The 24,657-nt window shown below is 32.1% G+C and carries 21 protein-coding genes; all 21 read left to right on the top strand.

Annotated elements, in window-relative coordinates; genetic code table 11:
* Positions 1-43: 43 nt before the first annotated feature.
* The 21 genes from gmk to mgtE all read left to right on the top strand — a co-directional run bounded on the left by gmk (position 44) and on the right by mgtE (position 24,516).
* Positions 44-610 (top strand): guanylate kinase, encoded by a 567-nt coding sequence (gmk, locus tag HMPREF9943_RS07475; protein ID WP_004803602.1) that lies wholly within the window; start codon positions 44-46, stop codon positions 608-610.
* A 132-nt stretch (positions 611-742) separates the two neighbouring features.
* Positions 743-1,909, top strand: coding sequence for an MFS transporter (locus tag HMPREF9943_RS07470; RefSeq protein ID WP_004803600.1), 1,167 nt, complete (start codon positions 743-745; stop codon positions 1,907-1,909).
* 8 nt (positions 1,910-1,917) lie between these two features.
* Entirely contained in the window at positions 1,918-2,808 is an 891-nt protein-coding gene (locus HMPREF9943_RS07465) for an ROK family protein (protein ID WP_004803598.1), read from the top strand.
* Positions 2,809-2,891: 83 nt separating this feature from the next.
* Positions 2,892-5,081, top strand: coding sequence for a replication restart helicase PriA (gene priA, locus HMPREF9943_RS07460; protein ID WP_004803596.1), 2,190 nt, complete (start codon positions 2,892-2,894; stop codon positions 5,079-5,081).
* A 2-nt stretch (positions 5,082-5,083) separates the two neighbouring features.
* Complete coding sequence (rsmB, locus tag HMPREF9943_RS07455; RefSeq protein ID WP_004803594.1) at positions 5,084-6,325, top strand: 16S rRNA (cytosine(967)-C(5))-methyltransferase RsmB; 1,242 nt, start codon at positions 5,084-5,086, stop codon at positions 6,323-6,325.
* A gap of 1 nt (position 6,326) precedes the next feature.
* Positions 6,327-7,355, top strand: a complete 1,029-nt coding sequence (gene rlmN, locus HMPREF9943_RS07450; RefSeq protein WP_004803592.1) for a dual-specificity RNA methyltransferase RlmN — start codon at positions 6,327-6,329, stop codon at positions 7,353-7,355.
* A gap of 1 nt (position 7,356) precedes the next feature.
* Positions 7,357-8,097, top strand: a complete 741-nt coding sequence (locus HMPREF9943_RS07445) for a Stp1/IreP family PP2C-type Ser/Thr phosphatase (RefSeq protein WP_004803591.1) — start codon at positions 7,357-7,359, stop codon at positions 8,095-8,097.
* Positions 8,090-9,922 (top strand): Stk1 family PASTA domain-containing Ser/Thr kinase, encoded by a 1,833-nt coding sequence (pknB, locus tag HMPREF9943_RS07440; RefSeq protein ID WP_004803589.1) that lies wholly within the window; start codon positions 8,090-8,092, stop codon positions 9,920-9,922. The genes HMPREF9943_RS07445 and pknB overlap by 8 nt, the downstream gene beginning before the upstream one ends.
* A 3-nt stretch (positions 9,923-9,925) precedes the next feature.
* Complete coding sequence (rsgA, locus tag HMPREF9943_RS07435; protein ID WP_004803587.1) at positions 9,926-10,792, top strand: ribosome small subunit-dependent GTPase A; 867 nt, start codon at positions 9,926-9,928, stop codon at positions 10,790-10,792.
* The gene (gene rpe / locus HMPREF9943_RS07430) at positions 10,785-11,429 is read left to right on the top strand and encodes a ribulose-phosphate 3-epimerase (RefSeq protein ID WP_004803585.1); all 645 of its coding nucleotides are present in this window, start codon (positions 10,785-10,787) and stop codon (positions 11,427-11,429) included. The genes rsgA and rpe overlap by 8 nt, the downstream gene beginning before the upstream one ends.
* Positions 11,426-12,013, top strand: coding sequence for a thiamine diphosphokinase (locus HMPREF9943_RS07425; RefSeq protein WP_004803583.1), 588 nt, complete (start codon positions 11,426-11,428; stop codon positions 12,011-12,013). Before rpe ends, HMPREF9943_RS07425 begins: the two co-directional genes overlap by 4 nt.
* A gap of 25 nt (positions 12,014-12,038) precedes the next feature.
* Positions 12,039-12,731 (top strand): tRNA threonylcarbamoyladenosine dehydratase, encoded by a 693-nt coding sequence (locus HMPREF9943_RS07420; protein ID WP_004803582.1) that lies wholly within the window; start codon positions 12,039-12,041, stop codon positions 12,729-12,731.
* 114 nt (positions 12,732-12,845) lie between these two features.
* The gene (locus HMPREF9943_RS07415) at positions 12,846-13,964 is read left to right on the top strand and encodes a 6-phosphofructokinase (protein ID WP_004803580.1); all 1,119 of its coding nucleotides are present in this window, start codon (positions 12,846-12,848) and stop codon (positions 13,962-13,964) included.
* Positions 13,965-14,010: 46 nt separating this feature from the next.
* Entirely contained in the window at positions 14,011-14,931 is a 921-nt protein-coding gene (locus tag HMPREF9943_RS07410) for a hypothetical protein (protein WP_004803578.1), read from the top strand.
* Positions 14,932-14,998: 67 nt separating this feature from the next.
* The gene (gene tig / locus HMPREF9943_RS07405; RefSeq protein WP_004803577.1) at positions 14,999-16,288 is read left to right on the top strand and encodes a trigger factor; all 1,290 of its coding nucleotides are present in this window, start codon (positions 14,999-15,001) and stop codon (positions 16,286-16,288) included.
* Between the two features lie 50 nt (positions 16,289-16,338).
* A complete protein-coding gene (gene lon, locus HMPREF9943_RS07400) occupies positions 16,339-18,651 on the top strand; it encodes an endopeptidase La (protein ID WP_004803575.1) in 2,313 nt (770 codons plus the stop codon).
* 1 nt (position 18,652) lies between these two features.
* A complete protein-coding gene (gene yihA, locus HMPREF9943_RS07395) occupies positions 18,653-19,252 on the top strand; it encodes a ribosome biogenesis GTP-binding protein YihA/YsxC (protein WP_004803573.1) in 600 nt (199 codons plus the stop codon).
* Positions 19,253-20,476: 1,224 nt separating this feature from the next.
* Positions 20,477-21,550, top strand: coding sequence for an ankyrin repeat domain-containing protein (locus HMPREF9943_RS07385; protein WP_004803571.1), 1,074 nt, complete (start codon positions 20,477-20,479; stop codon positions 21,548-21,550).
* 510 nt (positions 21,551-22,060) lie between these two features.
* Complete coding sequence (locus tag HMPREF9943_RS07380) at positions 22,061-22,513, top strand: DUF2262 domain-containing protein (RefSeq protein ID WP_004803569.1); 453 nt, start codon at positions 22,061-22,063, stop codon at positions 22,511-22,513.
* Positions 22,514-22,847: 334 nt separating this feature from the next.
* Entirely contained in the window at positions 22,848-22,955 is a 108-nt protein-coding gene (locus HMPREF9943_RS10095) for an imm68 putative immunity domain-containing protein (RefSeq protein WP_241431586.1), read from the top strand.
* Positions 22,956-23,184: 229 nt separating this feature from the next.
* Positions 23,185-24,516: a magnesium transporter gene (mgtE, locus tag HMPREF9943_RS07370; RefSeq protein WP_004803565.1), complete on the top strand. Its 1,332-nt coding sequence runs from the start codon at positions 23,185-23,187 to the stop codon at positions 24,514-24,516.
* Positions 24,517-24,657 lie beyond the last annotated feature (141 nt).

Here is a 24,657-nt window from a genome sequence, read left to right as displayed (position 1 = left end):
CTTTATCTTTATTTTGTATCCTAAATCAAAAGGAGAATAGGCAATGAAAAAAGGAAAGCTGATTATTCTTTCAGGACCCAGCGGTGTGGGCAAAGGAACTGTAAGAGAAGAGGTATTTAAAAAGCCGGAACTGAACCTCGCATATTCTATTTCAATGACAACACGTAAGCCTAGACCGGGAGAAATTGATGGTAAAGATTATTATTTTGTGAGTGAAGATGTATTTAGAACTAAAATAGCTCAGAATGGCTTTTTAGAATATGCTGAGTTTGTTGGTAATTTCTATGGAACACCACAGGATAAAGTAGAAGAACTGCTGATAAGTGGAAAGAATGTAATGCTGGAAATAGAAGTACAGGGAGCTTTACAGGTAATGAAGAAAGTTCCTGAAGCACTGACAATTTTTTTAGTACCGCCAAGTTTAAACGAACTTGAAAAGCGTATTCGTGGACGCCGCACTGAAGCTGAAGATGTCGTACAAGCAAGATTATCTAAGGCGGAAAAGGAAATAAAAACAAAAGATGAATATAAGTATGTTGTTGTTAATAGTAAAGTACATCAAGCAGCTGATGAAATTGCCCAAATTATCCAATCAAACATAACTGAGTAAAATTACTCGGTTTTTATTTTAAGAAAAGCTTAGAAATATTCTTCATATTGGAATATTATTTGGTTTTTCTTAATAAGAAAATTAAACGTCTTTTTAATAAAAATTACATATAATATTATTGGAGGATCTTTTATGAATAATGCAAAAACATTGAATATCAAGTATGCATCAATACAAGGATTGTATTATATTGTAATTTGTTGTGTATTAGGGTACGCAGCGGTTTATTTGGGAGCAATCGGTTTTTCCGCTACATGGATCGGTATTTTATTGGCAATAGGAAATATTATTACTACAATTCTTGCACCTATGCTTGCAGGATATGTAGATAAATATCATTTATCATTAAATAAAGTGCTTATCGTATTAGCCGGATTAAGTACTGTTTTGAGTGTTTTATTAGCCATCTTCACAAAAATACCTTTTATCATAGCTGTTCTTTTTGTGATCATGTTCGGTTTGCTTAACTGTATGATGCCTTTAATTAATGCTCTGACCTTTGCGTTTGAAGAACATGGTATTAAATTAAATTATGGGATAGGACGAGGCATTGGTTCAGCGGCCTATGCTTTGACATCACTTGCTTTAGGCTATCTTGTCAAAGTTTTTTCACCTGCTTTGATGCCTATTGCTTATGTAATTATTCTTGCCGGTCTTATTCCATTATTATCATCATTTAAATTAAAAAAAGCGGGAATTTCCAAGGGGCATAATGAGCCTGTCCATGCAACCTCTTTTAAAGACTTTTTTACTAAATATACAACATTTATGCTTTTTCTGCTTGGCTTTGTACTGGTTTATGCAGATCATATGATTATTAATAATTTCTTTATTAAAATTGTTGAAAATATTGGTGCGGATGTCAGTGTTATGGGCATTGCGGTGTTTTTAGCCGCTATTTTGGAGCTTATTTCTATGAGTGCTTATGAAAAATGGAAAGATCATTTAGATATTGCTTTTGTTATTAAGTTTTCTGTTGTTATGTTTACAATTAAGCATATTATCACCTGGTTGGCTCCTAATGTGTTTGTATTATATATTGCTCAGATTACTCAGATGTTTGCGTATGCTTTATTTATCCCGGCATCAGTTTATTATGTAGAAAAATTATTTAATAAGAATGATGCAGTTAAAGGGCAATCACTGATTACTGCATCAATGACTGTGGCAGCTGTAGCTGCTTCACTATGTGGTGGTTTTTTATTAGATAGTCTGGGAACAAACATGACTTTATTAATAGGTGCCATAGTATCAGTGATAGGAACAATTATTATGCTGTTCACAACACAGAAAGTGTAGGTATAAAAATGAAATATGTAGTATTTGATATCGGAGGCAGTTCTATAAAATATGCTTTAATGAATGAAAAAGGAGTTTTTCTAGATAAAGGAAAGACACCTGTTCCAAAAGATTCGCTTAATCATTTGTTTGATGTACTGGAAGAAGTTTATCATCAGTATCAGGGTGTTGCCGGTATTGGTATATCACTTCCCGGGGTTATTGATCCAATTAGGGGTTATGCCTATACTTCAGGTGCTTTGCGTTATTATGATGAAACAGAGTTTGTAAAGCTCCTTCAAAAGAGAATAGCTCTTCCTATTACTATAGGAAATGATGCAAAATGTGCAGCTAATGCAGAAATAGGTTTTGGATCTTTAAAAAACATAGATGATGGAGCTGTTCTTGTCTTTGGGACAGGCATTGGTGGTTGTCTGATAAAAGATCATAAAGTTATAACAGGCAAACACTTTAGTGCAGGAGAAGTTTCTTCTATTATTACAGATTATCATTATGGAACTGATTTTAATTATGCCTGGGCTTCACGTAATGGAATTAAAGGACTATTAAATAGAGTTCAGGAAGCACTTAATACAAAAGAGAATTACTCTGGAGAGAAAATATTTGAGATGGCTAATCAAGGTGATAAAAAGGTCTTAGCAGCTTTAAGAGAGTTTACTTTTGAAATATCTGTTCAGCTGATGAATATCAATACATGGTTTGATTGTGAGAAGATTGCGATTGGCGGAGGAATAAGTGTTCAGCCACTATTTATCCAATTGATTAATGAAACATTTGACGAAATATTTGAGGCTTATAAAAAAGCTTATTATCCATGTGCTCATCCGGAAATAGTCTTATGTACTTATGGAAATGATGCTAATTTAATAGGTGCACTGTATCAACATTTGATCAGATAATAACTCATTGGGTTATTATCTTTTTTTATAAAGAAAAGACAAGAAGTAAAAGATTATGATAAAATAACACCGAGGTGAAAACTATGTATTTAATATCAGTGCTTATTGAACATCCTGTTAATAGTCTGGATCATCCATTTACATATTTAAATCAGGCAGAAATTCCTCTTGGCGTGAGAGTGCATATATTATTTCATGGACAGTCTATTGTCGGTTATGTACTAGATAGTAAATATACAGACAAAACAAAAAAACAGCTTGAAGAAGAAGCCGGATTTTGCTATGCCTATATTAAAAAAATTATTGATCAGAAACCTTTATTAAATAAAGAACTTATGGAATTAGCTGATAGAATGAGTGAACTTCTCTTATGTCCTCGTATTGCCTGTTTACAGACAATGCTTCCTCGAAGCTTAAAGCCTAATAGTTCTAAAGGTGTTCAGATTAAAACATTAAAGGCAGTCAGGGTTATTAAAGAAGGAGAACCCAAGACTCCTATTCAGAAAGAACTTTATGCTTTTTTGAAAAGTAAAGGAATTCACTTAGTTAAAGATCTTCCTTATTCATCATCTCCTTTAAAAGGTTTAATCAATCAGCATCTTATAGAAATATATGATCAGCAGATTGATCGTAATCCTTATGTTTTTAATGAAATGATAGACAGAAAGTCTATTACTTTAACAGATGATCAGAAATATATTGTTGAAAGCATTATGAGTAAAACAGAAAGAATATCACTGATTCAGGGAGTTACCGGAAGCGGCAAGACAGAGGTGTATTTAGAATTAACTAAACAGATGCTTCTTAGAAATAAGAATGTTTTAATGTTGGTTCCGGAGATTTCTTTAACACCTATGATGGTTAATGTTTTTAAACAGAGGTTTCATGAAGATGTTGCGATTTTTCATTCTCGTTTATCAGAAGGTGAAAAATATGACGAATATCGTCGGATAGCTCAAGGGAAAGTACATATTGTGGTGGGAGCAAGAAGTGCTATTTTTGTACCATTAGATCATATAGGTATGATTATTATGGATGAAGAGCATGATTCTTCTTATAAGCAGGATAATAATCCAAGATATCATACTCTTACTATCGCAAAAGAGCGTGCTTATTATCATCATGCTCATATTGTTTTAGGCAGTGCTACTCCTTCAATAGAAAGCTATGCCAGAGCACAAAAAGGAACTTATGATTTATACAGATTACAATCACGTATTAATAATAAACCGCTTCCTCGCTGTGAAATAGTTGATATGAGTGAAGAAGCCAGAAACCACCATCATTCCATTATGTCTGAACTTATGAAAAAACATATACAGACAACACTTGATAAGAATGAACAAGTTATTCTTTTGCTTAATAAAAGAGGATATGCCTCATTTGTAAAATGTGAAAATTGTGAGACATTGTTACGATGTCCCCATTGTGATGTCACTTTAACTTATCATAAGGAAAGTAATAGTCTTAAGTGTCATTATTGTGAATTTAATATGCCTTTTTCTGAAAAATGTCCAAATTGTCAGGAAAAGAAATTAAAGAAAATAGGTTTTGGGACTCAAAGGATAGAGGAAGAGCTTTCTGATACATTTAAAGAAGCAAGAGTTATACGCTTTGATTTTGATACTACGAGAAATAAGAATGATCATTTAAGACTTTTAGAGGCTTTTAGTAATCATGAAGGCAATATCCTTCTAGGAACACAGATGATTGCTAAAGGATTGGATTTTCCTGATGTGACTTTTGTAGGTGTATTAATGGCAGATGCTTCACTTACAATGCCTGATTATAGGGCCGGGGAACGCACTTTTCAGCTTTTAACACAGGTTGCCGGAAGAAGCGGACGTTCAGAAAAGGAAGGTCATGTACTGATTCAGACTTTCAATCCTCATCATTACTCTATTAAATATGGAGCACTTCAGGATTATCAGTCATTTTATAAACAGGAAATGGAATTTAGAAAACTGGCTATGTATCCGCCGTTTTGTCATATGTTAAGTGTTATTATAACAAGCTTTAATGAAAATAGCTGTAGGGAGGCATCTAGTCATATTAAAACAATATTAGATAAGTATTTAAGAAATTCAGTTGTTATTTTAGGACCTTCACCAGCTACAATTTTTAAGATGCAGGATCAGTATCGTATGAGAATAATGGTTAAATATAAGAAATCTGATGCTGTTTACAGTGTTATGAAACAAATTCTTGATTATTATAAGAAAAACAGAAAGGTTATTGTTGGATGTGATTTCCATCCATACAATCAGATATAGATATGGAAAAACAGATAGCAGCTAAGATATTAACAGATTATTTTAAAAAGAAAACTTATTTAAACATTGCTTTAAATAAAGAACTGAATCATGCTTCTTTAAATAGACAGGGAAAAAACAGAGTAACTGTTATGGTTTATGGAACTATTCAAAATCTTCTTTTTTTAGAATATCAGTTGCATGATCTTATTCAGGGAAAACATGTAAAAGTTTATGAAAGATCATTGCTGTTGGTCAGTCTTTATGAATATTACTATATGCATGTACCTGAGTATGCGATTGCTGATGAAAGTGTTAAAATTGCTAAAAAGAAAGGTCAGAGAACAGCCGGCTTTATAAATGCTGTATTAAGACATGCCTTTAAATCTCAAAAGCCTTTACCTGATGATGATATAGAAAAGATCAGTGTGGAAACAAGTCATCCATTATGGATGGTTAAAATGTTTATTAAGCAATATGGGTTAGAAGAAACAAGAAGAATATGTCTGGCTAATTTACAAATTCCTAACAGGACAGCAAGAGTTAATACCCTAAAGATAACTAAAGAACAGTTTCTTAAAGATTATTCTGATTTTAAAGAAGGATTATTAAGTGAAGATGCTGTTATTTATAATCAGGGGAATATTGCTCATACAGAAGCTTTTAAGAAAGGCTTTATTACTATACAGGATGAGTCTTCTCAGCTTCCTGCTAAATTTCTTAATCCTCGGGAAAACTCTACGGTTTTGGATATGTGTGGAGCACCGGGAAGTAAAACTGCACATCTGGCAGCTTTAATGAATAATACGGGACATATAGATGTGTATGATCTTTATGAACATAAGATAGAATTAATTAAAAAGAATATTACTCGTTTAGGTGTAACTAATACAACTATTCATTGTGGAGACAGTACTTTATTAAATGAACAGATAAATAAAAAATATGATTATATTCTTTTAGATGGACCATGTTCGGGATTAGGAGTACTTGCAAGAAAGCCGGAAATAAAGTATCATGACTCACGTGTAATGGATGAAATCATACCATTACAGTTAAAATTATTGGAAAATGCATATGTTTTATGTAAGAATAGTGGTAGTATCGTATATAGTACATGTACGATTAATAAAAAAGAGAATGAAAAACAGATTGAATCGTTTTTATTAAAGCATCCTGATATGAAAAAAAAGAAAGAATTAACGATATTGCCTTATATGTATCACAGTGATGGTTTCTATGTCTGTTTATTAGAGAAGGAATAAAATGGAGTCAGTTTACAATTATACTTTAAAAAATTTGGAAAAGAAATTTGTAGAATTAGGGGAAAAGCCTTTTAGAGCTAAACAGGTATTTGAATGGATATATGTTAAAGAGGTTTATGATTATGATTTGATGACTAATCTGTCTCAGTCATTAAGGGATAAGCTTAAAACAGAACTTTTATGTCAATTGTTAGAAATTTATGAGAAGCAGGTATCTGCTGACGGAACAGTAAAGTATTTGTTAAGATTAGATGATGGCGGATTAATTGAAACAGTCTTAATGATTCATCCTTATGGACATTCATTATGTGTAACAAGCCAGTTAGGATGTAATATGGCTTGTGGTTTCTGTGCCAGCGGATTATTAAAGAAACAGAGAAATTTAAGTGCTGATGAAATGGTTAGACAGATATTAACTGTTCAGAATGATTTACAAAAAAGAATCAGTCATATTGTTGTCATGGGAACAGGAGAGCCTTTTGATAATTATGATCATGTTATGAATTTTATTTATATTATCAATGATCCTAAAGGATTAGCTATCGGAGCTAGACATATAACTGTTTCTACATGTGGAATTATTCCAAGAATATATGATTTTGCGAATGAAGGGATACAGGTTAATCTGGCTATCTCATTGCATGCTCCTAATGACAAAATAAGAAATAAGCTAATGCCTATTAATAAAACTTATTCAATGGATCAGTTACGTAAAGCAATGGAAGATTATATTAATAAGACTAATAGACGTATTACGCTGGAGTATATCTTATTAAAAGATATTAATGATGATATCAAATATGCCAGACAGTTAGCTCATTATTTAAGGGGATTAAATGCTTATGTTAATCTGATACCTTATAATAGTGTTGATGAAAAAGAATTTAAGGCATCGTCGCATTCAAGGATTCAAATTTTTAAAGATGAACTATTGAGATTAAGAATTAATTGTACATTAAGAAAAGAACATGGCAGTGATATTGATGGAGCATGTGGACAACTGCGTGCTAAAAAAGAAGGAGGACGATAGTATGTATATTGCATCCGCAACAGATATAGGGAATATCAGAAGCAATAATCAGGACTATGTTGCCTTTAAAGAATATGGTGACCATGAAGCATTATGTGTTCTATGTGATGGGATGGGCGGTCATAAAGCCGGAGAGGTTGCTAGTGAAATTACCGGACGCTATATTATTGATCATTTTGATTTACATACACCTTTTACAGGGGATGAAATGATTAGTCAATGGATGTCACTGCTTATTGAAAAAGCTAATCATCAGGTGATGGAAGCAAGCAGTCAGAATAAGGATTATGAAGGCATGGGAACAACTTGCGTAATCTGTTATATTAAAGATGATGATGTTTATATTTCACATGTTGGTGACAGCAGATGTTATAGTTGTAATGGTTATGAATTAAGACAGATAACAGAAGATGATACGCTTGTTAATGAGTTACTTAAAAGTGGATATATAACTGTTCATGAGGCAAGTCATCATCCTCAAAGAAATGTATTAGTACAGGCAGTAGGAGTCAGTGAGCCTTTAAAGATTTCTTTTTATAAGGAAAAGTTTAATCAATCATTTCTTATTTGTAGTGATGGATTATATAATTCATTATCTTCAGGGCAGATATTAGATACATTAAATAGTCATCAGACTATTTATGAAAAAGTAAAAGAACTTATTAATCTTGCAAAGAAATACGGCGGATATGACAATATTTCTGCAATGCTTATAGAAAAGGAGGTGTCAGAGGATGAGTGAAGTCAATAGAATATTAGCAGGACGATACCTCTTACAGCGTTTGATTGGTCAAGGAGGCATGGCTGATGTTTATTTGGGAGAAGATACAATCTTAAAAAGAATTGTAGCGGTCAAGATATTAAGATCATCATTAACCGGTGATCCAATCTATATTACTCGTTTTCATCGTGAAGCAAGTGCAGCGGCCGCCTTATCACATCCTAATATAGTTGCTATTTATGATGTTGGTGATGAAGATGATCTTTATTATATTATTATGGAATATATTAGAGGACAGACTCTAAAATCATTAATCCATAAGCGTGGGGCTTTACATTATGTAGAAGCTATAGATATCATGAAACAGGTTGCTTCCGGTGTAGCACATGCTCATTCTAATGGTATTGTTCATCGAGACTTAAAGCCTCAGAATATTCTTGTCACTGACAGCGGAACTGTTAAGATTGCTGATTTTGGAATAGCATCTATTCAGTCATTATCTCAGGTCACGCAGACTGATACAATCATGGGATCATTGCATTATTTGGCACCGGAAATAGCTCGTGGAGAAAAAGCCACACCGCAAAGTGATATTTATGCATTGGGAATAGTATTTTATGAATTACTAAGAGGTGAAGTTCCTTTTAATGGAGAATCACCGGTTAATATAGCTTTAAAACATATGCGTGATGAAATACCTTCAGTGAGAAGCTTTAATCCATCTATTCCTCAGTCAGTAGAAAATATTATTATCAAAGCAACGGCTAAGAATATTAAAGATCGTTATCATGATGCAAATGAAATGCTTCAGGATCTGATGACATGTCTAACTCGGGAAAATGAATCTAAGATTGTATTTGATATAATAGATGATGATCCGACAATTGTTGCCGGTGAAACACAGTTCTTTAAAAAAGAAGAAATAGAAGAAAAAAAGGTTCCGGTAGAAAAAGAACCTTTAGAAAATAGAACATCAAGAGTAACAAGAATAGATCAGAAACAAAAGAGATCATTAAATATTCCTAAAAAGAAAATTGCAATCGCAGTGAGTGTTATCTTAGCTGTCTGTTTATTGATTGGAGTTATTGTGTTTATTAATAATAGCAGTCAGACTGCGAAAATACCTGATGTTACAGGCCTTAAAAAGTCTGAAGCAATTAGCTTATTAAAAGAAAAAGGATATAAAATAGATAAGACAGAAGATAGTGAATTATCAGATAAATATGAGAAAAACTATGTTATTCAGACAACGCCTAAAGTTGGAACAATAGTTGCTAAAAATTCTTTAATTCGATTGACTGTTTCTAGCGGTAAATATATTGTAATGGAAGACTATACAGGTAAGAAATACAATAATGTCAAAGCAAAACTGGAAGCTTTAGGGTTTAAAGTTAAAAAATATGAAAAAAGTGATGAGGAATATGCCAGCGGTATTGTGATAGATCAAAGCATATCAGCAGGAGAAAAACAAGATCCTAATACAAAAAATAAAACAATAACACTGACTGTCTCAAAAGGAATTACAATCACTGTTCCTTATCTCTATGGAGAGAATATAGAATCAGCTAAAAAGACTCTCAAGAATTTAGGCTTTAATCCAACTGCTGAAGTTCTTTCTCCGCCTACAGATAAGAATGAGGCTTCTAAGATTACAATTAATACTGTAGTTAAGATGTCACTAGATCCTTATACACAGGTTCATGAAAAGAATAAAAAGATTATTATTTATTACTATGATCGTAAGCCGGAAACAAATAATGATAATTCAAATAATGGCGGAACAAATACAGACGGCAATACTAATAATCAAGGGCGTTCAAATAATAATGGCGGGACAGGACATTAAGAGATGCTAGAAGGTCGTATTATTAAATCTCTTGCTGGATTCTATTATGTAGAAAACGAAGGAAGAGTTTATTCTACAAAAGCACGAGGAAAGTTTAGAAACAAGAATATTAAGCCTTTAACAGGTGATTTTTGCAGCTTTATTCTTGATGAAAACAATGAAGGCTATATTCAAGAGATTAAGCCTAGAAAGAATATGCTGGAGAGACCGCCTATTGCAAATATAGATCAGGCATTACTGGTTTTTTCTATCACTCATCCTGACTTTGACAGTCTGTTGTTGGATCGCTTTCTAGCTCTTGTTGAAAGCAGACATATTAAACCGTTTATTATTATTACAAAGATTGATCTTAATTATGATTTAATAGAGAAGATAAAAACAGATTACTCTCCTTATCCGCTGTATTTTGTTTCGTCTAAAAAGAAAATAGGCTTAGAAGAAGTGAAAGCATTATTAAAAGATAAAGTGACTGTTATTACAGGGCAGAGCGGGGTAGGAAAGAGCAGTTTATTAAATGCTTTAGATATTCAATTAAATATTGAAACGAATGAAATATCAGAAGCATTGGGACGAGGAAAACATACGACAAGACATACTGAACTTATAAAAATGTATGGCGGCTATGTAGCAGATACACCGGGCTTCTCATCTCTGGAATTAGACTTGACTGCTAAAGAGCTTTCGGTAAGCTATCATGATTTTGATGATTATTCAAGAGAGTGTAAATTTAGAGGCTGTCTTCATGACAGTGAGCCTTATTGTAAAGTTAAAGAAGCTGTAGAAAATGGAAAGATTGCTCGAGAAAGATATGAGCATTATTTAATGTTTTTAAAAGAAGCAAAAGAGAAAGAAGAAAGAAAATATGATTGATATTGTACCATCACTTTTATCAGCAAATTTTATGCATTTATGTAAAGATATTAAGGATTGTCAAAAGGCAGGAATAAAAATGTTTCATTATGATGTTATGGATGGACATTTTGTTCCCAATATATCATTTGGATATTCTATTCTTGCAGATATTACAAAAGAATGTCAGTTGGATATAGATGTACATTTAATGATTTCTAATCCTTTAAAATATATAAACTGCTTTATTGATGCCGGTGCTTCTATTCTGACATTTCATTATGAAGCCATGCAGAATGATGAGGAGATTAAACAGATGATCGATTATATTCATCAAAAAGGCATTCAAGCAGGTATTTCTATTAATCCCCAGACTCCTGTTGATAAAATTATTCCTTATCTGAAAGATATAGACTTAGTTCTTGTGATGAGTGTAGAGCCGGGATTTGGCGGACAGACATTTAATTTCAGTGCTCTTGAAAAGATTAAAGAGCTTTCAAAATTAAAGAAGAAGTATCATTTTATTATTGAAGTAGATGGTGGTATTAATGATCAGACAATCAAGGAGGCAAGAGCTGCCGGTGCTGATCTGTTTGTGGCAGGAAGTTATATTTTTAAAGCGAAAAATAGGAAGGAAGCGATTAAGAGCCTGTTATGAAGATTGGAATGTATGGTGGTATAGATAACGGGCCGGTTCATGATTTATCTATTGATTATATTGCGATTGATAATGGATTGACTTTTCTTAACAGGCAACATATTTCACCTTTAATTGCGATTGGAGATTTTGATTCTTTAGAAGATCAGAATCTTTTAATCAATACTAATATAATAAGATATCCATCTCATAAAGATGAGACAGATACTGCTTTAGCTATTAAATGGGCAATTGATCATGGATATGATGAAATTGATCTTTATGGAGTTATCGGAGACAGAATGGATCATTATATGGCTGTTTTGGCTTTGCTAGAAAAGTATGCTTATATGTCTATTATTTTATATGATAGACATAATAAGATACAGGTGCTTACTTCCGGCAAATATCATCTTTCTGCAAAGGAATATACTTATTTTTCTGTTTTTGCTTTTAATCAGAGTGTTATAACGCTTAAAAACTGTGAATACCCATTAACAGATTATTTATTAAAGAGAACAGATTCAATATGTGTATCTAATAGATGTAAAGATGAACTGATATTACATACCAGTGATACTGTATTACTGATTCAGGCATCATAGTGATGTCTTTTTGAAAGGGATTTTTATGAAAGAGGAATATGCAAGAACACAGCTGCTTTTAGGTGAAAAAGGAATAAACTGTTTGAAGAATAAAAAAGTGATTATTTTTGGTGTTGGAGGAGTAGGCAGCTATGTTGCAGAAAGTCTGGCCAGAACCGGCGTTGGAATGATTGATCTGGTAGATGATGATGATGTTTCATTATCTAATATCAATAGGCAGATTATAGCTCTTCATTCTACGGTAGGATTAAAGAAGGTAGATGTTATGGCTGATCGTATAGCTGATATTAATCCGGATATTAAGGTATGCAGATATCCGATATTTTATCTTCCTGAAATAAAAGATCAGTTTGATTTTTCTAGTTACGATTATATGATTGACTGCTGTGATACAGTAAAAGCAAAGCTATCTATTATTGAAGAAGCATATAGTGTAAATAAGCCGGTTATATCAGCAATGGGAGCAGGTAATAAACTTCATCCTGAATTGTTTGAAATAACAGATATATATAAGACATGTTATGATCCTCTATCCAAGGTGATTAGAACAGAATGTCGTAAACGTGGTATTAAGAAACTTAAAGTTTGTTTTAGTAGGGAACAGCCAATAAAAATATCATCAGCTCATCAGAGAATTCCGGGAAGTATCAGCTTTGTTCCATCAAGTGCCGGTTTATTAATCGCATCAGCTGTTATTAATGATCTATTATCTGCTTAAAACATTCGTTTTAACAGCTGAATTGATTAATGTGTAAATTTTAATAAAGGTTCTTGTAATTGAGAGTGGTTTTAGATATAATTTATTAGAGTCAAATTTGGAGGTATATTTATTATGAGTAAGGAAGTTAAAAAAATAGCTTTACTTTCCGGTGGAGGAGACTGCCCGGGCTTAAATGCAGTTATTCGTACGCTCACCAAGACAGCTATTGAAAAATATGGTTGGGAAGTTATTGGATTTGTTTATGGTTATAGAGGTCTATATACAAATAACTATATTAATTTAACTTTAGATAAAGTAGAGAATATTTATAAAGAAGGAGGAACTATTTTATATAGTTCTAATAAAGATAACCTTTTTGATTATTTAGTGGATGATGGGCAAGGCGGTAAAGTTAAAAAAGATGTTTCAGATGTAGGTGTTGAAAATCTAAAAAAAGATGGTGTTGATGTATTGGTTATTCTTGGCGGTGATGGAACATTAACGAGTGCTAGAGATTTTTCAAGAAAAGGCGTAAATGTTGTTGGTGTTCCTAAGACAATGGATAATGATTTAGCTTCTACTGATGTTACTTATGGCTTTATGAGTGCAATGAGTGTTGGTACTGAGTTTATTGATCGTCTTCAGACAACAGCCAAGTCTCATCATCGTGTTATTCTTTGTGAGTTAATGGGCAGAGATGCCGGATGGATTACTTTATATGCAGGATTGGCAGGAAATGCCGGTGTATGTCTGATTCCGGAAATTCCATTTACTGTTGAAAATGTTGCAAAAGCAGTTAAGAAAAGGGATGAAGCAGGTCTGCCATATACTGTTATTGCGGTTGCGGAAGGTGCAAGATATGCTGATGGCACAAAGGTTATTGGTAAGATTGTTGAAGATTCACCGGAACCGGTTAGACTGGGCGGTATTGCTAAACAGTTAGAAGAAGACTTAGAAAAAGTTATTCCTAATCATGAAGTACGTTCGGTAAATCCCGGACATATTATTCGTGGCGGTGATATTTCAGCTTATGATAGAATTTTATCAATTCGCTATGGTGTAGCTGCTGCTGATTTGATCAATGAAGGTCATTTTGGCAATGTAGTCACTATTAATGGTGATAAGATGGGATATACTTCTTTAGAAGAAGTTATTGGTGCTGCTAAAGTAGGGCAACAGAAACATGTTGATCCAAACGGTGAATTAGTCAAAGCAGCAAAAGCTGTTGGTATTTCATTTGGTGATGAATAGAACCTTACATATGTAAGGTTTTTTCTTTAAGAATAGGGGTGAAATAATGGTTGAGGAACTCATAGAATCCGGCAGTTATGATGAAGCATTAAAGCAGTTATGTGATATTAATGATGAAAAAACACGCTATTTAAGGCTAATTTGCTTAAATGCTTTAGGAGAATATAAACAGGCCTGTGCTGAAGGCTCAGCAGCTCTTTTAAAAGCTCAAGAAACTTATTATGATGTTGTTGGTGAATACTTGACTTCATTAAAAGAATGTGAAGAATATGATAAAGCTATTGATTTATTAGTTGAAGAGCTCTCTATGCCTTATATTCCGGCAAATTATGAATTATTATATAATACAGCTTATGATGAAATTCTTAGATTAAAACAGGAAGCACATCAGCAACTGGAAGATAAGTCACAAATATTTTCAGTTGAGGAACTGGAATTGCTTTTAAGAAGAAATGATATAAATGATGATTTATTGTATATGGCTTTAGATCAGATGCAGCAGATTAATATCAGAATGCTGTTATATCCTATTAGAGATTATTTAAAAGATCCTCATAAGCCTTCTTTTGCAAAGACGCTTATCATGGAAATATTAATAGCTCAGGAGATTGATGAAGAATTAGAAGTAGAGAAGAATGGGCATCTTTATTATTTTAATCCGAGCATATCTCCTCTTGTTTTAGAAAGAGAGTGCTATAATGGAGTAGGCAGAGTCCTGCAAAGAGTTCTTGAAGATAATAATCCCAGTCTTTTAAATCAATGCCTTGATTTTTTAGAATATTATCTTTATGATACTTATCCGGCAGATATTTATGAAGATGAATATATTCAGACTGCGGGAGTTATTCATTATTATGTAGCATCTTTACAGAATATTGAAATAGATGAAATAGACCTTCAAATTCATTATGATATGACACTTGAAGAAGCAGAAAGAAAAAGTTTAGCACTCAGAATAATAGAGTGATAAAAACAGTTGCAAATAGAAAAAATATGTGTATAATGAATACGTACGAAAACAAGGAGAATTATAAATGAAGACAGTTGTTAATAAGCTAGAAAATTCAATGGTAGAAGTAAAAGTTACTTTTGAAGAAAAGGAATGGAAAGAAGCACAGGATAAAGCTTTAAATAAGCTTGCTGCTACCGCAAATCTTGATGGTTTCAGAAAAGGACATGCGCCAAAGGCTTTAATTAAAGCAAGAGTAGGTTCTAAAAATATTCAGAATGAAGCAGTAGATGTTATTTTACAGGAAAGTTATTCTAAGATTTTTTTGGATAATAAGGTAGAACCTGTTGGACAGCCTACAGCTGCTGTTGATAAGATGACTGCTGATGTTTTAGAGATGACTTTTAAAGCACCGGTTGCTCCGGAAATTACATTAGGTGAGTATAAAGGTCTAAATGTTAAAAAGAAACAGGTAAGAGTAAGTTCAAAAGAAGTTGATGAAAGAGTAGAAAATTATCGCAATGAATTTGCTGAACTTGTTATTAAAGGTGAAAAAGATGCAATAGCTGAAAATGGTGATACAGTTACTATTGATTTTGAAGGTTTTAAAGATGGAGCTCCATTTGAAGGTGGGAAGAGTGAAAACTATCCTTTAGAATTAGGAAGCGGATCATTTATTCCCGGTTTTGAAGAACAGGTAGTGGGTATGAAAGCTGATGAAGAAAAAGAAATCAATGTAACTTTCCCGGAAAATTACCAGGCTAAGGATTTAGCCGGAGCAGCAGTTGTTTTTAAAGTTAAGGTTCATGAAATTAAGTCTAAGGTGTTACCGGAGGCTGATGATGAGCTGGCAAAAGATGTTAATATTGAAGGTGTAGAGACACTTGAAGATTTAAAGAAACATATTAAAGAAGAAATTAAAGGTCAGAAAGAAAGAGAAGCTGAAGATAAATTCTCTGAAGATATTGTTGATGCTTTAATTGAAAAGAACCCATTTGAAGTACCGGAAGCAATGATTGAGAATGAGGTACAGAATATTGTTTCAGAGATTAACTCTAATTTAAAGAGACAAGGTCTAACACTTGAAATGTATCAGCAAATGATGGGACAGACAATTGATGACTTAAAAGAGTCTGTAAAAGATCAGGCTGAAAAAAGAGTAAAGTATCAGATGATTATTTCAGAAATTGTTAAGGCTGAAGATATTCAGGTTAGCGATGAAGAAGTAGAAAAGGAAATTGGCGATATTGCTGCTTATTATGGCAACAGTGTTGAAGAAGTAAAGAAGACGTTGGCTGGTCAGGAATATCGTATTAAAGGAGATATTGCTGCTAGAAAAGCTTCTACTTTAGTAAAAGAAAATGTAAGCAAATAAAAGTAAGACGCTTCAGGCGTCTTATTTTCAAAAGGAAATGGAGGAAACTTATGGATATATTAAAACTTCCTGTATTATGCACTAGAGGTATGATTGTTTTCCCCGGTCATGAATTATCTATAGATGTAGGACGTTCTTATTCATTAAAAGCAGTCAATCAGGCTATTTCTGATTATAGCAGTCAGATTATTATTGTTTCACAGATTAGACCGCTAGATGAAGAGATTTCTTATGATTCTATTTATCATACCGGAACATTGGCGACAATCATAAAAAGAGTAAAGAAAGATAATCATGGAACGATTAGGTTAACTGTAACCGGTAAGCAGAGAATAGAGTTAGATGATTTAGATTTGGATAATGATTGTATGTTTGCGAATGCTCATCTTATTAATGACATTCATGGTGATGAAAATGAAGAGATTGCTTTAGTAAGAAAAATTTCTTCACAGATGCAGTATATGAATAGAAATGTACAGTTGCTGCCTCGTGAATTACTTTCAAATATTACACAGGGATTATCAGCCGGTGAACTAGCTGATACAATTGGTCATTACATGAATATAGAAATTCATGAAAGACAGCTTATTTTAGCTGAATCAGATATTAATCAGAGATTATTAAAAGTACTTGCATGTATGCAAAAAGAAAAGACTATTAATGAAATTGAATCAGATATTAATAATAAAGTAAAAAAATCTATTGATGAGAATCAGAAAGAATTTTATTTGCGTGAGAAGATGAAAGCTATTAAAGAAGAATTAGGAGATGTTCCTAATGGAGCTGATGATGTTTCATCAATTAGAGAAAAGATTGAAAAGAATCCTTATCCTGAAAATATTAAGGCTAAGTTAAAAGAAGAATTGCAGAGATATGAAATGATGCCTGCTTCTTCACCGGAAGCCAATGTGATTAGAACATATATTGATTGGGTTATGAAAACACCTTGGTATGATCAGACAGAGGATAATGAGGATTTATCTGATGTTCAGGCTCGCTTGGATGCTGATCATTATGGTTTAGAAAAGCCAAAAGAAAGAATTGTTGAATACTTGGCTGTTAAGCAAATGACTAATTCTTTAAAAGCACCTATTATCTGTTTAGTAGGACCACCGGGAGTAGGGAAGACAAGTATTGCTAAGAGTGTAGCTCGTGCTTTAAATCGCAAATTTGTAAAGGCATCTCTAGGTGGAGTAACAGATGAATCTGAAATCAGAGGTCATCGTCGTACTTATTTAGGATCAATGCCGGGAAGAATTGTTCAGGGAATGAAGAAAGCCGGAGTTATTAATCCGGTATTCTTGCTTGATGAGATTGATAAGATGTCATCTGATTATAAAGGAGATCCTACAAGTGCTATGCTTGAGGTTTTAGATCCGGAACAGAATGAATTCTTCTCCGATAATTATATTGAAGAGCCTTATAATCTTTCTAAAGTTATGTTTATTGCTACTGCTAACGATTTAGGTGGTATTCCCGGTCCGTTAAGAGATCGTTTAGAAATTATTGAGCTTTCATCTTATACAGAACAGGAGAAAGTAATGATTGCTAAAAATCATCTTATTAAAAAGCAGAGAGAGATGAATGGTCTTAAGGAAAATCAGATTTCTATTACTGATCAGGCATTATTATTTATTATTCAGCATTATACAAGAGAAGCCGGAGTCAGACAGTTAGAGCGATTAATCGCAAAAATCTGTCGTAAAGCAGTCTTAAAAGTGTTAAGAGATAAAGAAGAATATATATCAGTTGATGTCAGTGATTTAGAAGAATTCTTAGGTAAAGTTATTTTTGATCATACGAAACAGCTGAAGCAGCCAACAGTAGGTGTTGTAACAGGATTGGCATGGACTCAGTTTGGCGGAGATATACTTCCTATTGAAGTGAATCACTTCCCGGGATCCGGAAAATTTATTGTAACAGGTCAGCTGGGTGATGTGATGAAAGAGTCAGCTTCTATTGCTTTAGACTATTTAAAGGCACATGCTTTACAATATGGTCTTGAAAATACCGATTTTGATAAGCAGGATATTCATATTCATGTTCCTGAAGGAGCTGTTAAAAAAGATGGACCATCAGCCGGTGTTACTCTTACAACTGCTATCTATTCATCATTTATTGATAAACCTGTAAAAAATGATGTGGCCATGACAGGTGAAATCACTTTATCCGGAGATGTTTTACCAATCGGAGGATTACGCGAAAAATCTATTAGTGCCAGACGTTCCGGAATCAATACTATTATTATTCCTAAAGATAATGAAAAGGATATTGATGACATTCCGGAATCTGTCAGAAATGAATTGCAGATCATTCTAGCTGATCAGATAGATACTGTTTTTGAGAATGCTCTTGTCTCATAAAATGTATAAAGTTAATAAAGCAAAATATCTTTTATCAGCTGCCTGGGTTTCACAATGGCCTGATGAAGACGTTCCGGAAATCGTTTTAGCAGGACGCAGTAATGTAGGTAAATCAAGCCTTATTAATACACTAACGAATATTAATGGATTAGCTAAAGTATCCGGAACACCCGGTAAAACAAGAACCCTTAATTTTTTTGACATCAACGATGAATTAAGACTCGTTGATGTTCCCGGTTATGGATATGCTAAAGTACCTCATAAAATGCTAGAACAGTTTGCAGATACTATTGATACATATCTTAGAGATAGAAAGAACTTAAAAGGTATGATTTTAATTGTCGATTATCGTCATTCTCCTAAGGAGGATGATATCGACATGTATAATTATGCTAAATATTATGATATTCCTGTTATTGTAGTAGCTACAAAAATGGATAAGATTAAGAAGAATGATTTAAAGAGTTTTGAAAAAAGAATTAAAGAATATCTTGGTTTTGATGATCATGATTCATTTGTTCGTTTCTCTTCTTTAAACAAACAGGGAATAGATGAATTGTGGGCTGAAATATTAAAATTATGCCATATCGATAATAATTAAAGAATACAATAAAAGCAGAGACATCAAAATAAGATGGCTCTGCTTTTATTTAAATTATAAGAATTTATAGTATAGACTATTCTAAAGAAAAATCTTTGTATTAATGAAAGAAAATAAAAGATAGCTTTAAGTAAAAGAGAAATAAAGTATGGATTTGATTATTACCACAAAGATGATCTGTATCCTAAAAATGTTTTTACACCACAATATAAGACTTCAAAGAGAAAAAACGTGTTTTAAAGGAATGGTGTGATTTTTTATCGAACAACCCGACTGCATTTACAGAATTGTCGTTTGGGACAAGAATGCCGCAGGAGTTATTTGATGCTCTTTGTTTTCAGCAAAACCTGGGAAAACTATCAATAAAATGGGGTGTATATCATAATATTTTTAAGATTAAGAGTCTTAAGAAACTGCATATCGGTTCCGGTGCAGGGTTCAAAGCATAGAACCAATTACATCCTTAAATAAGCTGATTGCTTTATCAGTAGAAAATTTTTAAAATATTGATGTTCACAGTTTGTTTGCCGGACTCAAAAATTTAGAAAGTCTTTCAATTGAAGGCTATAGTCTTAGTACCCAATATATTTATATAGAATCATTGGATTTTTTATCTGATATGATTTTTTAAACTTCTAAGTGTACGACTTAAAAGTAAGGATTAGCATCCTATTTTAAGTCTTAAAAATATTAAACATTTAACATTAAGACCATCCAAAGAAGTAAAAGAGCTATATGACGATATTATAAAATTATCTGGCTTAAAATATGGTTTATTAAAAAATAAGTTTGAACTTTATAAGATCTAGCATGACAATAATAATATCGTTTTTTTAATTTGTTTATTAATATCTATAGGATATCATAAAATAATGTTATAATTAAACAAAGAATGATATGATTTTTTATGGAGATATTTATATGTGCATAATATGTGAAAAAGTAAAGTTGATAGAAGTTTTCTTGGCTCCTAATATTTATTTGGGTTATCTAACCATAAGTAGACGATGAAGAGTTTATGTTTGCATCAGAAGATTGTGAAATAGATAAGATTAAAGATAAAATTGGATATTGTATTAATGACATTATTTGTCATGTTATAAAATGCGAAAAAATGCGGAGTATGTACAGGGCTAAAGTATTTGAAGTATTTCTTCAACTTAATGCTTTATTTGAAAGTAATGAATAGATAAATATATGACAAAAAGAAGAGAAGGTTTAACTATGGTAAAATTAAAAGATATTGGCAATTTTCAGTCTGTTCCTCAGCTCATAATGGATATCATCAATGAAGATACTGTTACACTAGATGAATATTTATCACAAGGCTGGGATATTGAAAAAGAAATAGAAATCAGTAAATATACTAGTTTATTGCCTTTAGATTGTGCTTTGATTATGGAATCATTTGAGTCTGTAAAATGGCTTATAGAGCATGGAGCGAATCTCAATGTAAGGAATAATCCAAGTTTTCTACTGGCTGTTAGATATTGTGATGAAGCAATCATTCAATATATTGTGAAACATGGGGCAAAGATAAATGTTACTAATAATGTAGGAACAGAGGCATTTGAACAGGCACTATTTGGAAAGCAATATAAAAATCTATCCGTTATTCATGCTCTCGGTCATACTGTAGAAAAATATGGAGGCAGTGCTTTTCGAAATGCTGTTGCTGATAGAAATTATGATGTATTAGAGTTTTTCCTGAAAAATGGAGTGGATATAAACTATAATCGTGCTGATTCTGTATATCCATTTAAGCCTACACCATTATGCGTGGCAGCAAGATATAATGATTTGAATATGTGTAAGTATCTTGTTGAACATGGAGCGGATGTTACGTTAAAAGAGAAAGACGGCATGAGACCATATAGTATTGCTTTAGAAAGAGGTGATACCGAAATGGCGGAATATTTTAAATCTTTAGAGCCTGCCAATTATCATAGCCTACAAAATAAGCTGGATGAATTAAAGTCATATAAATTGCCGAAAGCAATGATAGATTTTTTACAAAAGGATGAACTGCATTTTGAATTAGATGAATGTGATTTTAACTTCATTGATTTCTTCCCGCTTATTGAGACTGTTCCTATGAAAGCAGGAAGGCAAAAACTGCTGCGTATTTCTAAATCAACCGGTAATTATAATTATATATATGTTGTTTGGAATCCAAAAACAAAGAAAATTGCTTTTTATGATATGGAACATGAGGAACTTAAAGATATTTCCGGTTTTAAAGATTATATAGAGAATATGTCAGTATATATGCAGGAAATAATTGATGGAGATTTATAATTATTACTTTTGAAGAATAAAAAACTGATATGAAATAGGAGGAGGGATATATATTTGGAATAAAGTAAGAAAAATGAATTTAGAATTAGATGGAAATAATAAATCCGATTTTATTTTTGAACTACATAATAGAAAACAGAAACTTTTTTGATGAGGATAAGTTTTATAAATGATGAATTGCAAAGATATGGATGTTTGTAAGATATTCTATGTCCGACCATGGGCTTTTATAGGTAAATCAAATAAATTTTATTTTGAATATCATATTTGAAATTTTCGAGAGTTAAGAGAAAATGAAATATAGCATAAGATTTTAAGAGATACTAAATCAATAACTAAGGTTATAAAAAGTATGGTAATAAGAAAAGGAGAATAGCCTGATAGATTACCGGCTAGATGATATTTCAGAAAGAAAATGTACAACATTTTATATCAAAATTGAATATTATATAAGAAAGTCAAACTGTAGTTAAAAAACATTTAAAGACTTTTGTTTTTGGGAGAATGATTATGAAAAAGAGAATCTTAATTGAAGGAAATGAATTTGTATTAGACAAAAACGGCGATTATATTGGAGAGTTAATCGTTTGGAGAAGAAAAACAAAAGCTTTTTTGGATCTTGGTGAGAATACTGATGATGTGATGGATAAAGCTTCTGAAAAGATAAAATGGTTAAATAATAATAGGAAGTCTATAATTAATGCCTTTGTTGAGGAAAATGATCATCTTGTTGATATTGTTAATAATATGATTAAAAATGGTGGTTTTAAGGCAGATAAACAGATTTCTATGGACGATTTTAAGTCATCTTTGTTTGTCAATAATGTATGCATATATATAAGAGGAAGAAATAGTGAATTTACTCTAGATTTAGATGCTCATCCAGACTATCTGTTTGGTCATTTGGCGTGTATGGAAATCAATAGTCAATATGAAGTGGAATTCGGCGGACTTAATGGGTAGGAGTATATCTGAAATAAATTTATAACTTAAAGGAGTTATCATAGGGAAATTACAGCTATCAAAAGAGTGGATGTAGGACTTGTAGCAATTGTTGATATTAAAGCGAGAGATACATATTGTGATTTTGAAGAAAACCGGTATCAAGAAAATCCTCTGTATCAAAGAAAAGAGGGATATTGGATCAATTTTAAAATTTCTAATACAGATTTATCAATATCAATGATACAAATCAGGATTTGCTGATGGAGTATATCCTGTGTATTTTGGACATAATCAAAATAATAAACTTTATGATGCCGTTATTGAATATATTTATGTGTTATAAAGGGGGATAATGATGTATATAGAAAATAAATATTGGACTAACTATATTGGAGATAGTGATGATAGTCCGATATTAATAGTATATCTTGTAGATAAGAAATCGGAAAAATTTCTTTAAAACATTTTTATTAAATAGGATTTTTTTCAGTTATTGTATCAGGTATAAATCTATTTTATAATAATCATTTATATACTATTGATTTTATTTTTATAATATGATATTAATTTTTTGGGAGGTTATATTTATGGATGATTCGCCGAAACTTATAGATATAAATACATAGATATAACAGTTTTTCTATGCCTTTAAACCTGTTATATCTATAACAGGAGAAAGGGGTAATAGAATGAATTTAGAAAAAATATTAGAATTATTGAATAGCAGTCATTTAAAAGAATTACATGAATATCTGCTTAATTATAATGCTGTAGATATTGCTGAGATATTAAGTGAATGTAATGATCATGATTTGGCTATTATTTTTAGAGTCTTAGAGAAGAAGCAAGCCGCGGAAGTATTTTCATATATGGAAAATGAGCAGAGAACAAGAATAATTAATGTATTTAATGATCAGGAAATTGTTAAATTATTAAATAATCTCTATGCTGATGATGCTGTTGATTTTCTTTCTGAGATGCCTTCTAATCTGGTTACTCATCTGTTAGATCGAGTAGATAGTGATGTTAGAAAAGATATTAATAGTCTTTTACACTACGAAGAAGATACTGCAGGCAGTATTATGACTGTAGAGTTTATTGAATTTACTTTAGAAATGACGGTTAAGCAGGCTTTAGAAAAGATTAAAAGAGTCGGTATAGACAGTGAAACTGTATATACCTGTTATGTTGTTGAAAGAAGAAAGCTAATTGGTATTGTGAGTGCCAAAAGTCTGATACTTAGTGATGATAATGTCTTGATTAAGGATTTAATGGTATCAGAGTATATTTTTGCTTATACAAGTGATGATAAAGAAGATATTGCTAAAAAGCTGAAGAAGTATGATTTAATCGCAATACCTGTACTTGATGAAGAATTATGTATTGTCGGTATTGTTACTTTTGATGATGCGATTGATGTATTAACTGAAGAAACAACGGAAGATATGCAGAAAATGGCAGCCATTGTTGCTAATGATAAAAGTTATCTTAATACATCTATCTGGGATCATGCGAAAAGCAGAATAGTATGGTTATTAATTTTGATGTTTTCAGCTACCCTTACCGGTAGTATTATTTCACGCTATGAACATGCCTTTTCAGTTATGCCTTTACTTGTTTCATTTATTCCGATGCTTATGGATACAGGAGGAAATTGCGGTTCTCAAAGTTCTACTTTGATTATCAGAGGATTAGCAGTTGATGAAATTGAATTCAGTGATTTTTTTAAGGTTGTATTTAAAGAATTTAGAATATCAATTGTAGTTGGTTTTTTCTTAGCTATTGCTAATGGGGTTAGGATAGTTATCATGAATCGTGATGTCGGCTTAGCAATAGTTGTTTCATTGTCAATTATGGTTACGGTTATGATTTCTAAACTGGTTGGCTGTATATTACCTATTGCTGCTAAAAGACTGAATTTTGATCCGGCTATTATGGCGGCACCTATTATAACTACTGTTGTTGATACTCTTGCAATTATTGTTTATTTTACAATCGCATCTCAGCTTTTTCATTTATGAGTCATTGACTCTAAAATAAAAATATAATAAAAAGGAAGAGTACATATTTGTATCTTTAAAGAGATAAGCTATGTAAAATATTAAAAGTATCTCATAAGTGAAAAATATATAATTTTCACAAAAACGATTGCTTTTATGTGA

The organism is Eggerthia catenaformis OT 569 = DSM 20559 (assembly GCF_000340375.1).
Classification (GTDB): domain Bacteria; phylum Bacillota_I; class Bacilli_A; order Erysipelotrichales; family Coprobacillaceae; genus Eggerthia; species Eggerthia catenaformis.
Note: the sequence above shows the minus strand (reverse complement) of the source record. Positions and strands in the feature narration are given on the sequence as shown.

Bases quoted from the DNA above. Each gene is read 5' to 3' on its own strand.
- gmk (WP_004803602.1), top strand. From the start codon at position 44: ATGAAAAAAGGAAAGCTGATTATTCTTTCAGGACCCAGCGGTGTGGGC.
- HMPREF9943_RS07470 (WP_004803600.1), top strand. From the start codon at position 743: ATGAATAATGCAAAAACATTGAATATCAAGTATGCATCAATACAAGGA.
- HMPREF9943_RS07465 (WP_004803598.1), top strand. From the start codon at position 1,918: ATGAAATATGTAGTATTTGATATCGGAGGCAGTTCTATAAAATATGCT.
- priA (WP_004803596.1), top strand. From the start codon at position 2,892: ATGTATTTAATATCAGTGCTTATTGAACATCCTGTTAATAGTCTGGAT.
- rsmB (WP_004803594.1), top strand. From the start codon at position 5,084: ATGGAAAAACAGATAGCAGCTAAGATATTAACAGATTATTTTAAAAAG.
- rlmN (WP_004803592.1), top strand. From the start codon at position 6,327: ATGGAGTCAGTTTACAATTATACTTTAAAAAATTTGGAAAAGAAATTT.
- HMPREF9943_RS07445 (WP_004803591.1), top strand. From the start codon at position 7,357: ATGTATATTGCATCCGCAACAGATATAGGGAATATCAGAAGCAATAAT.
- pknB (WP_004803589.1), top strand. From the start codon at position 8,090: ATGAGTGAAGTCAATAGAATATTAGCAGGACGATACCTCTTACAGCGT.
- rsgA (WP_004803587.1), top strand. From the start codon at position 9,926: ATGCTAGAAGGTCGTATTATTAAATCTCTTGCTGGATTCTATTATGTA.
- rpe (WP_004803585.1), top strand. From the start codon at position 10,785: ATGATTGATATTGTACCATCACTTTTATCAGCAAATTTTATGCATTTA.
- HMPREF9943_RS07425 (WP_004803583.1), top strand. From the start codon at position 11,426: ATGAAGATTGGAATGTATGGTGGTATAGATAACGGGCCGGTTCATGAT.
- HMPREF9943_RS07420 (WP_004803582.1), top strand. From the start codon at position 12,039: ATGAAAGAGGAATATGCAAGAACACAGCTGCTTTTAGGTGAAAAAGGA.
- HMPREF9943_RS07415 (WP_004803580.1), top strand. From the start codon at position 12,846: ATGAGTAAGGAAGTTAAAAAAATAGCTTTACTTTCCGGTGGAGGAGAC.
- HMPREF9943_RS07410 (WP_004803578.1), top strand. From the start codon at position 14,011: ATGGTTGAGGAACTCATAGAATCCGGCAGTTATGATGAAGCATTAAAG.
- tig (WP_004803577.1), top strand. From the start codon at position 14,999: ATGAAGACAGTTGTTAATAAGCTAGAAAATTCAATGGTAGAAGTAAAA.
- lon (WP_004803575.1), top strand. From the start codon at position 16,339: ATGGATATATTAAAACTTCCTGTATTATGCACTAGAGGTATGATTGTT.
- yihA (WP_004803573.1), top strand. From the start codon at position 18,653: ATGTATAAAGTTAATAAAGCAAAATATCTTTTATCAGCTGCCTGGGTT.
- HMPREF9943_RS07385 (WP_004803571.1), top strand. From the start codon at position 20,477: ATGGTAAAATTAAAAGATATTGGCAATTTTCAGTCTGTTCCTCAGCTC.
- HMPREF9943_RS07380 (WP_004803569.1), top strand. From the start codon at position 22,061: ATGAAAAAGAGAATCTTAATTGAAGGAAATGAATTTGTATTAGACAAA.
- HMPREF9943_RS10095 (WP_241431586.1), top strand. From the start codon at position 22,848: ATGATGTATATAGAAAATAAATATTGGACTAACTATATTGGAGATAGT.
- mgtE (WP_004803565.1), top strand. From the start codon at position 23,185: ATGAATTTAGAAAAAATATTAGAATTATTGAATAGCAGTCATTTAAAA.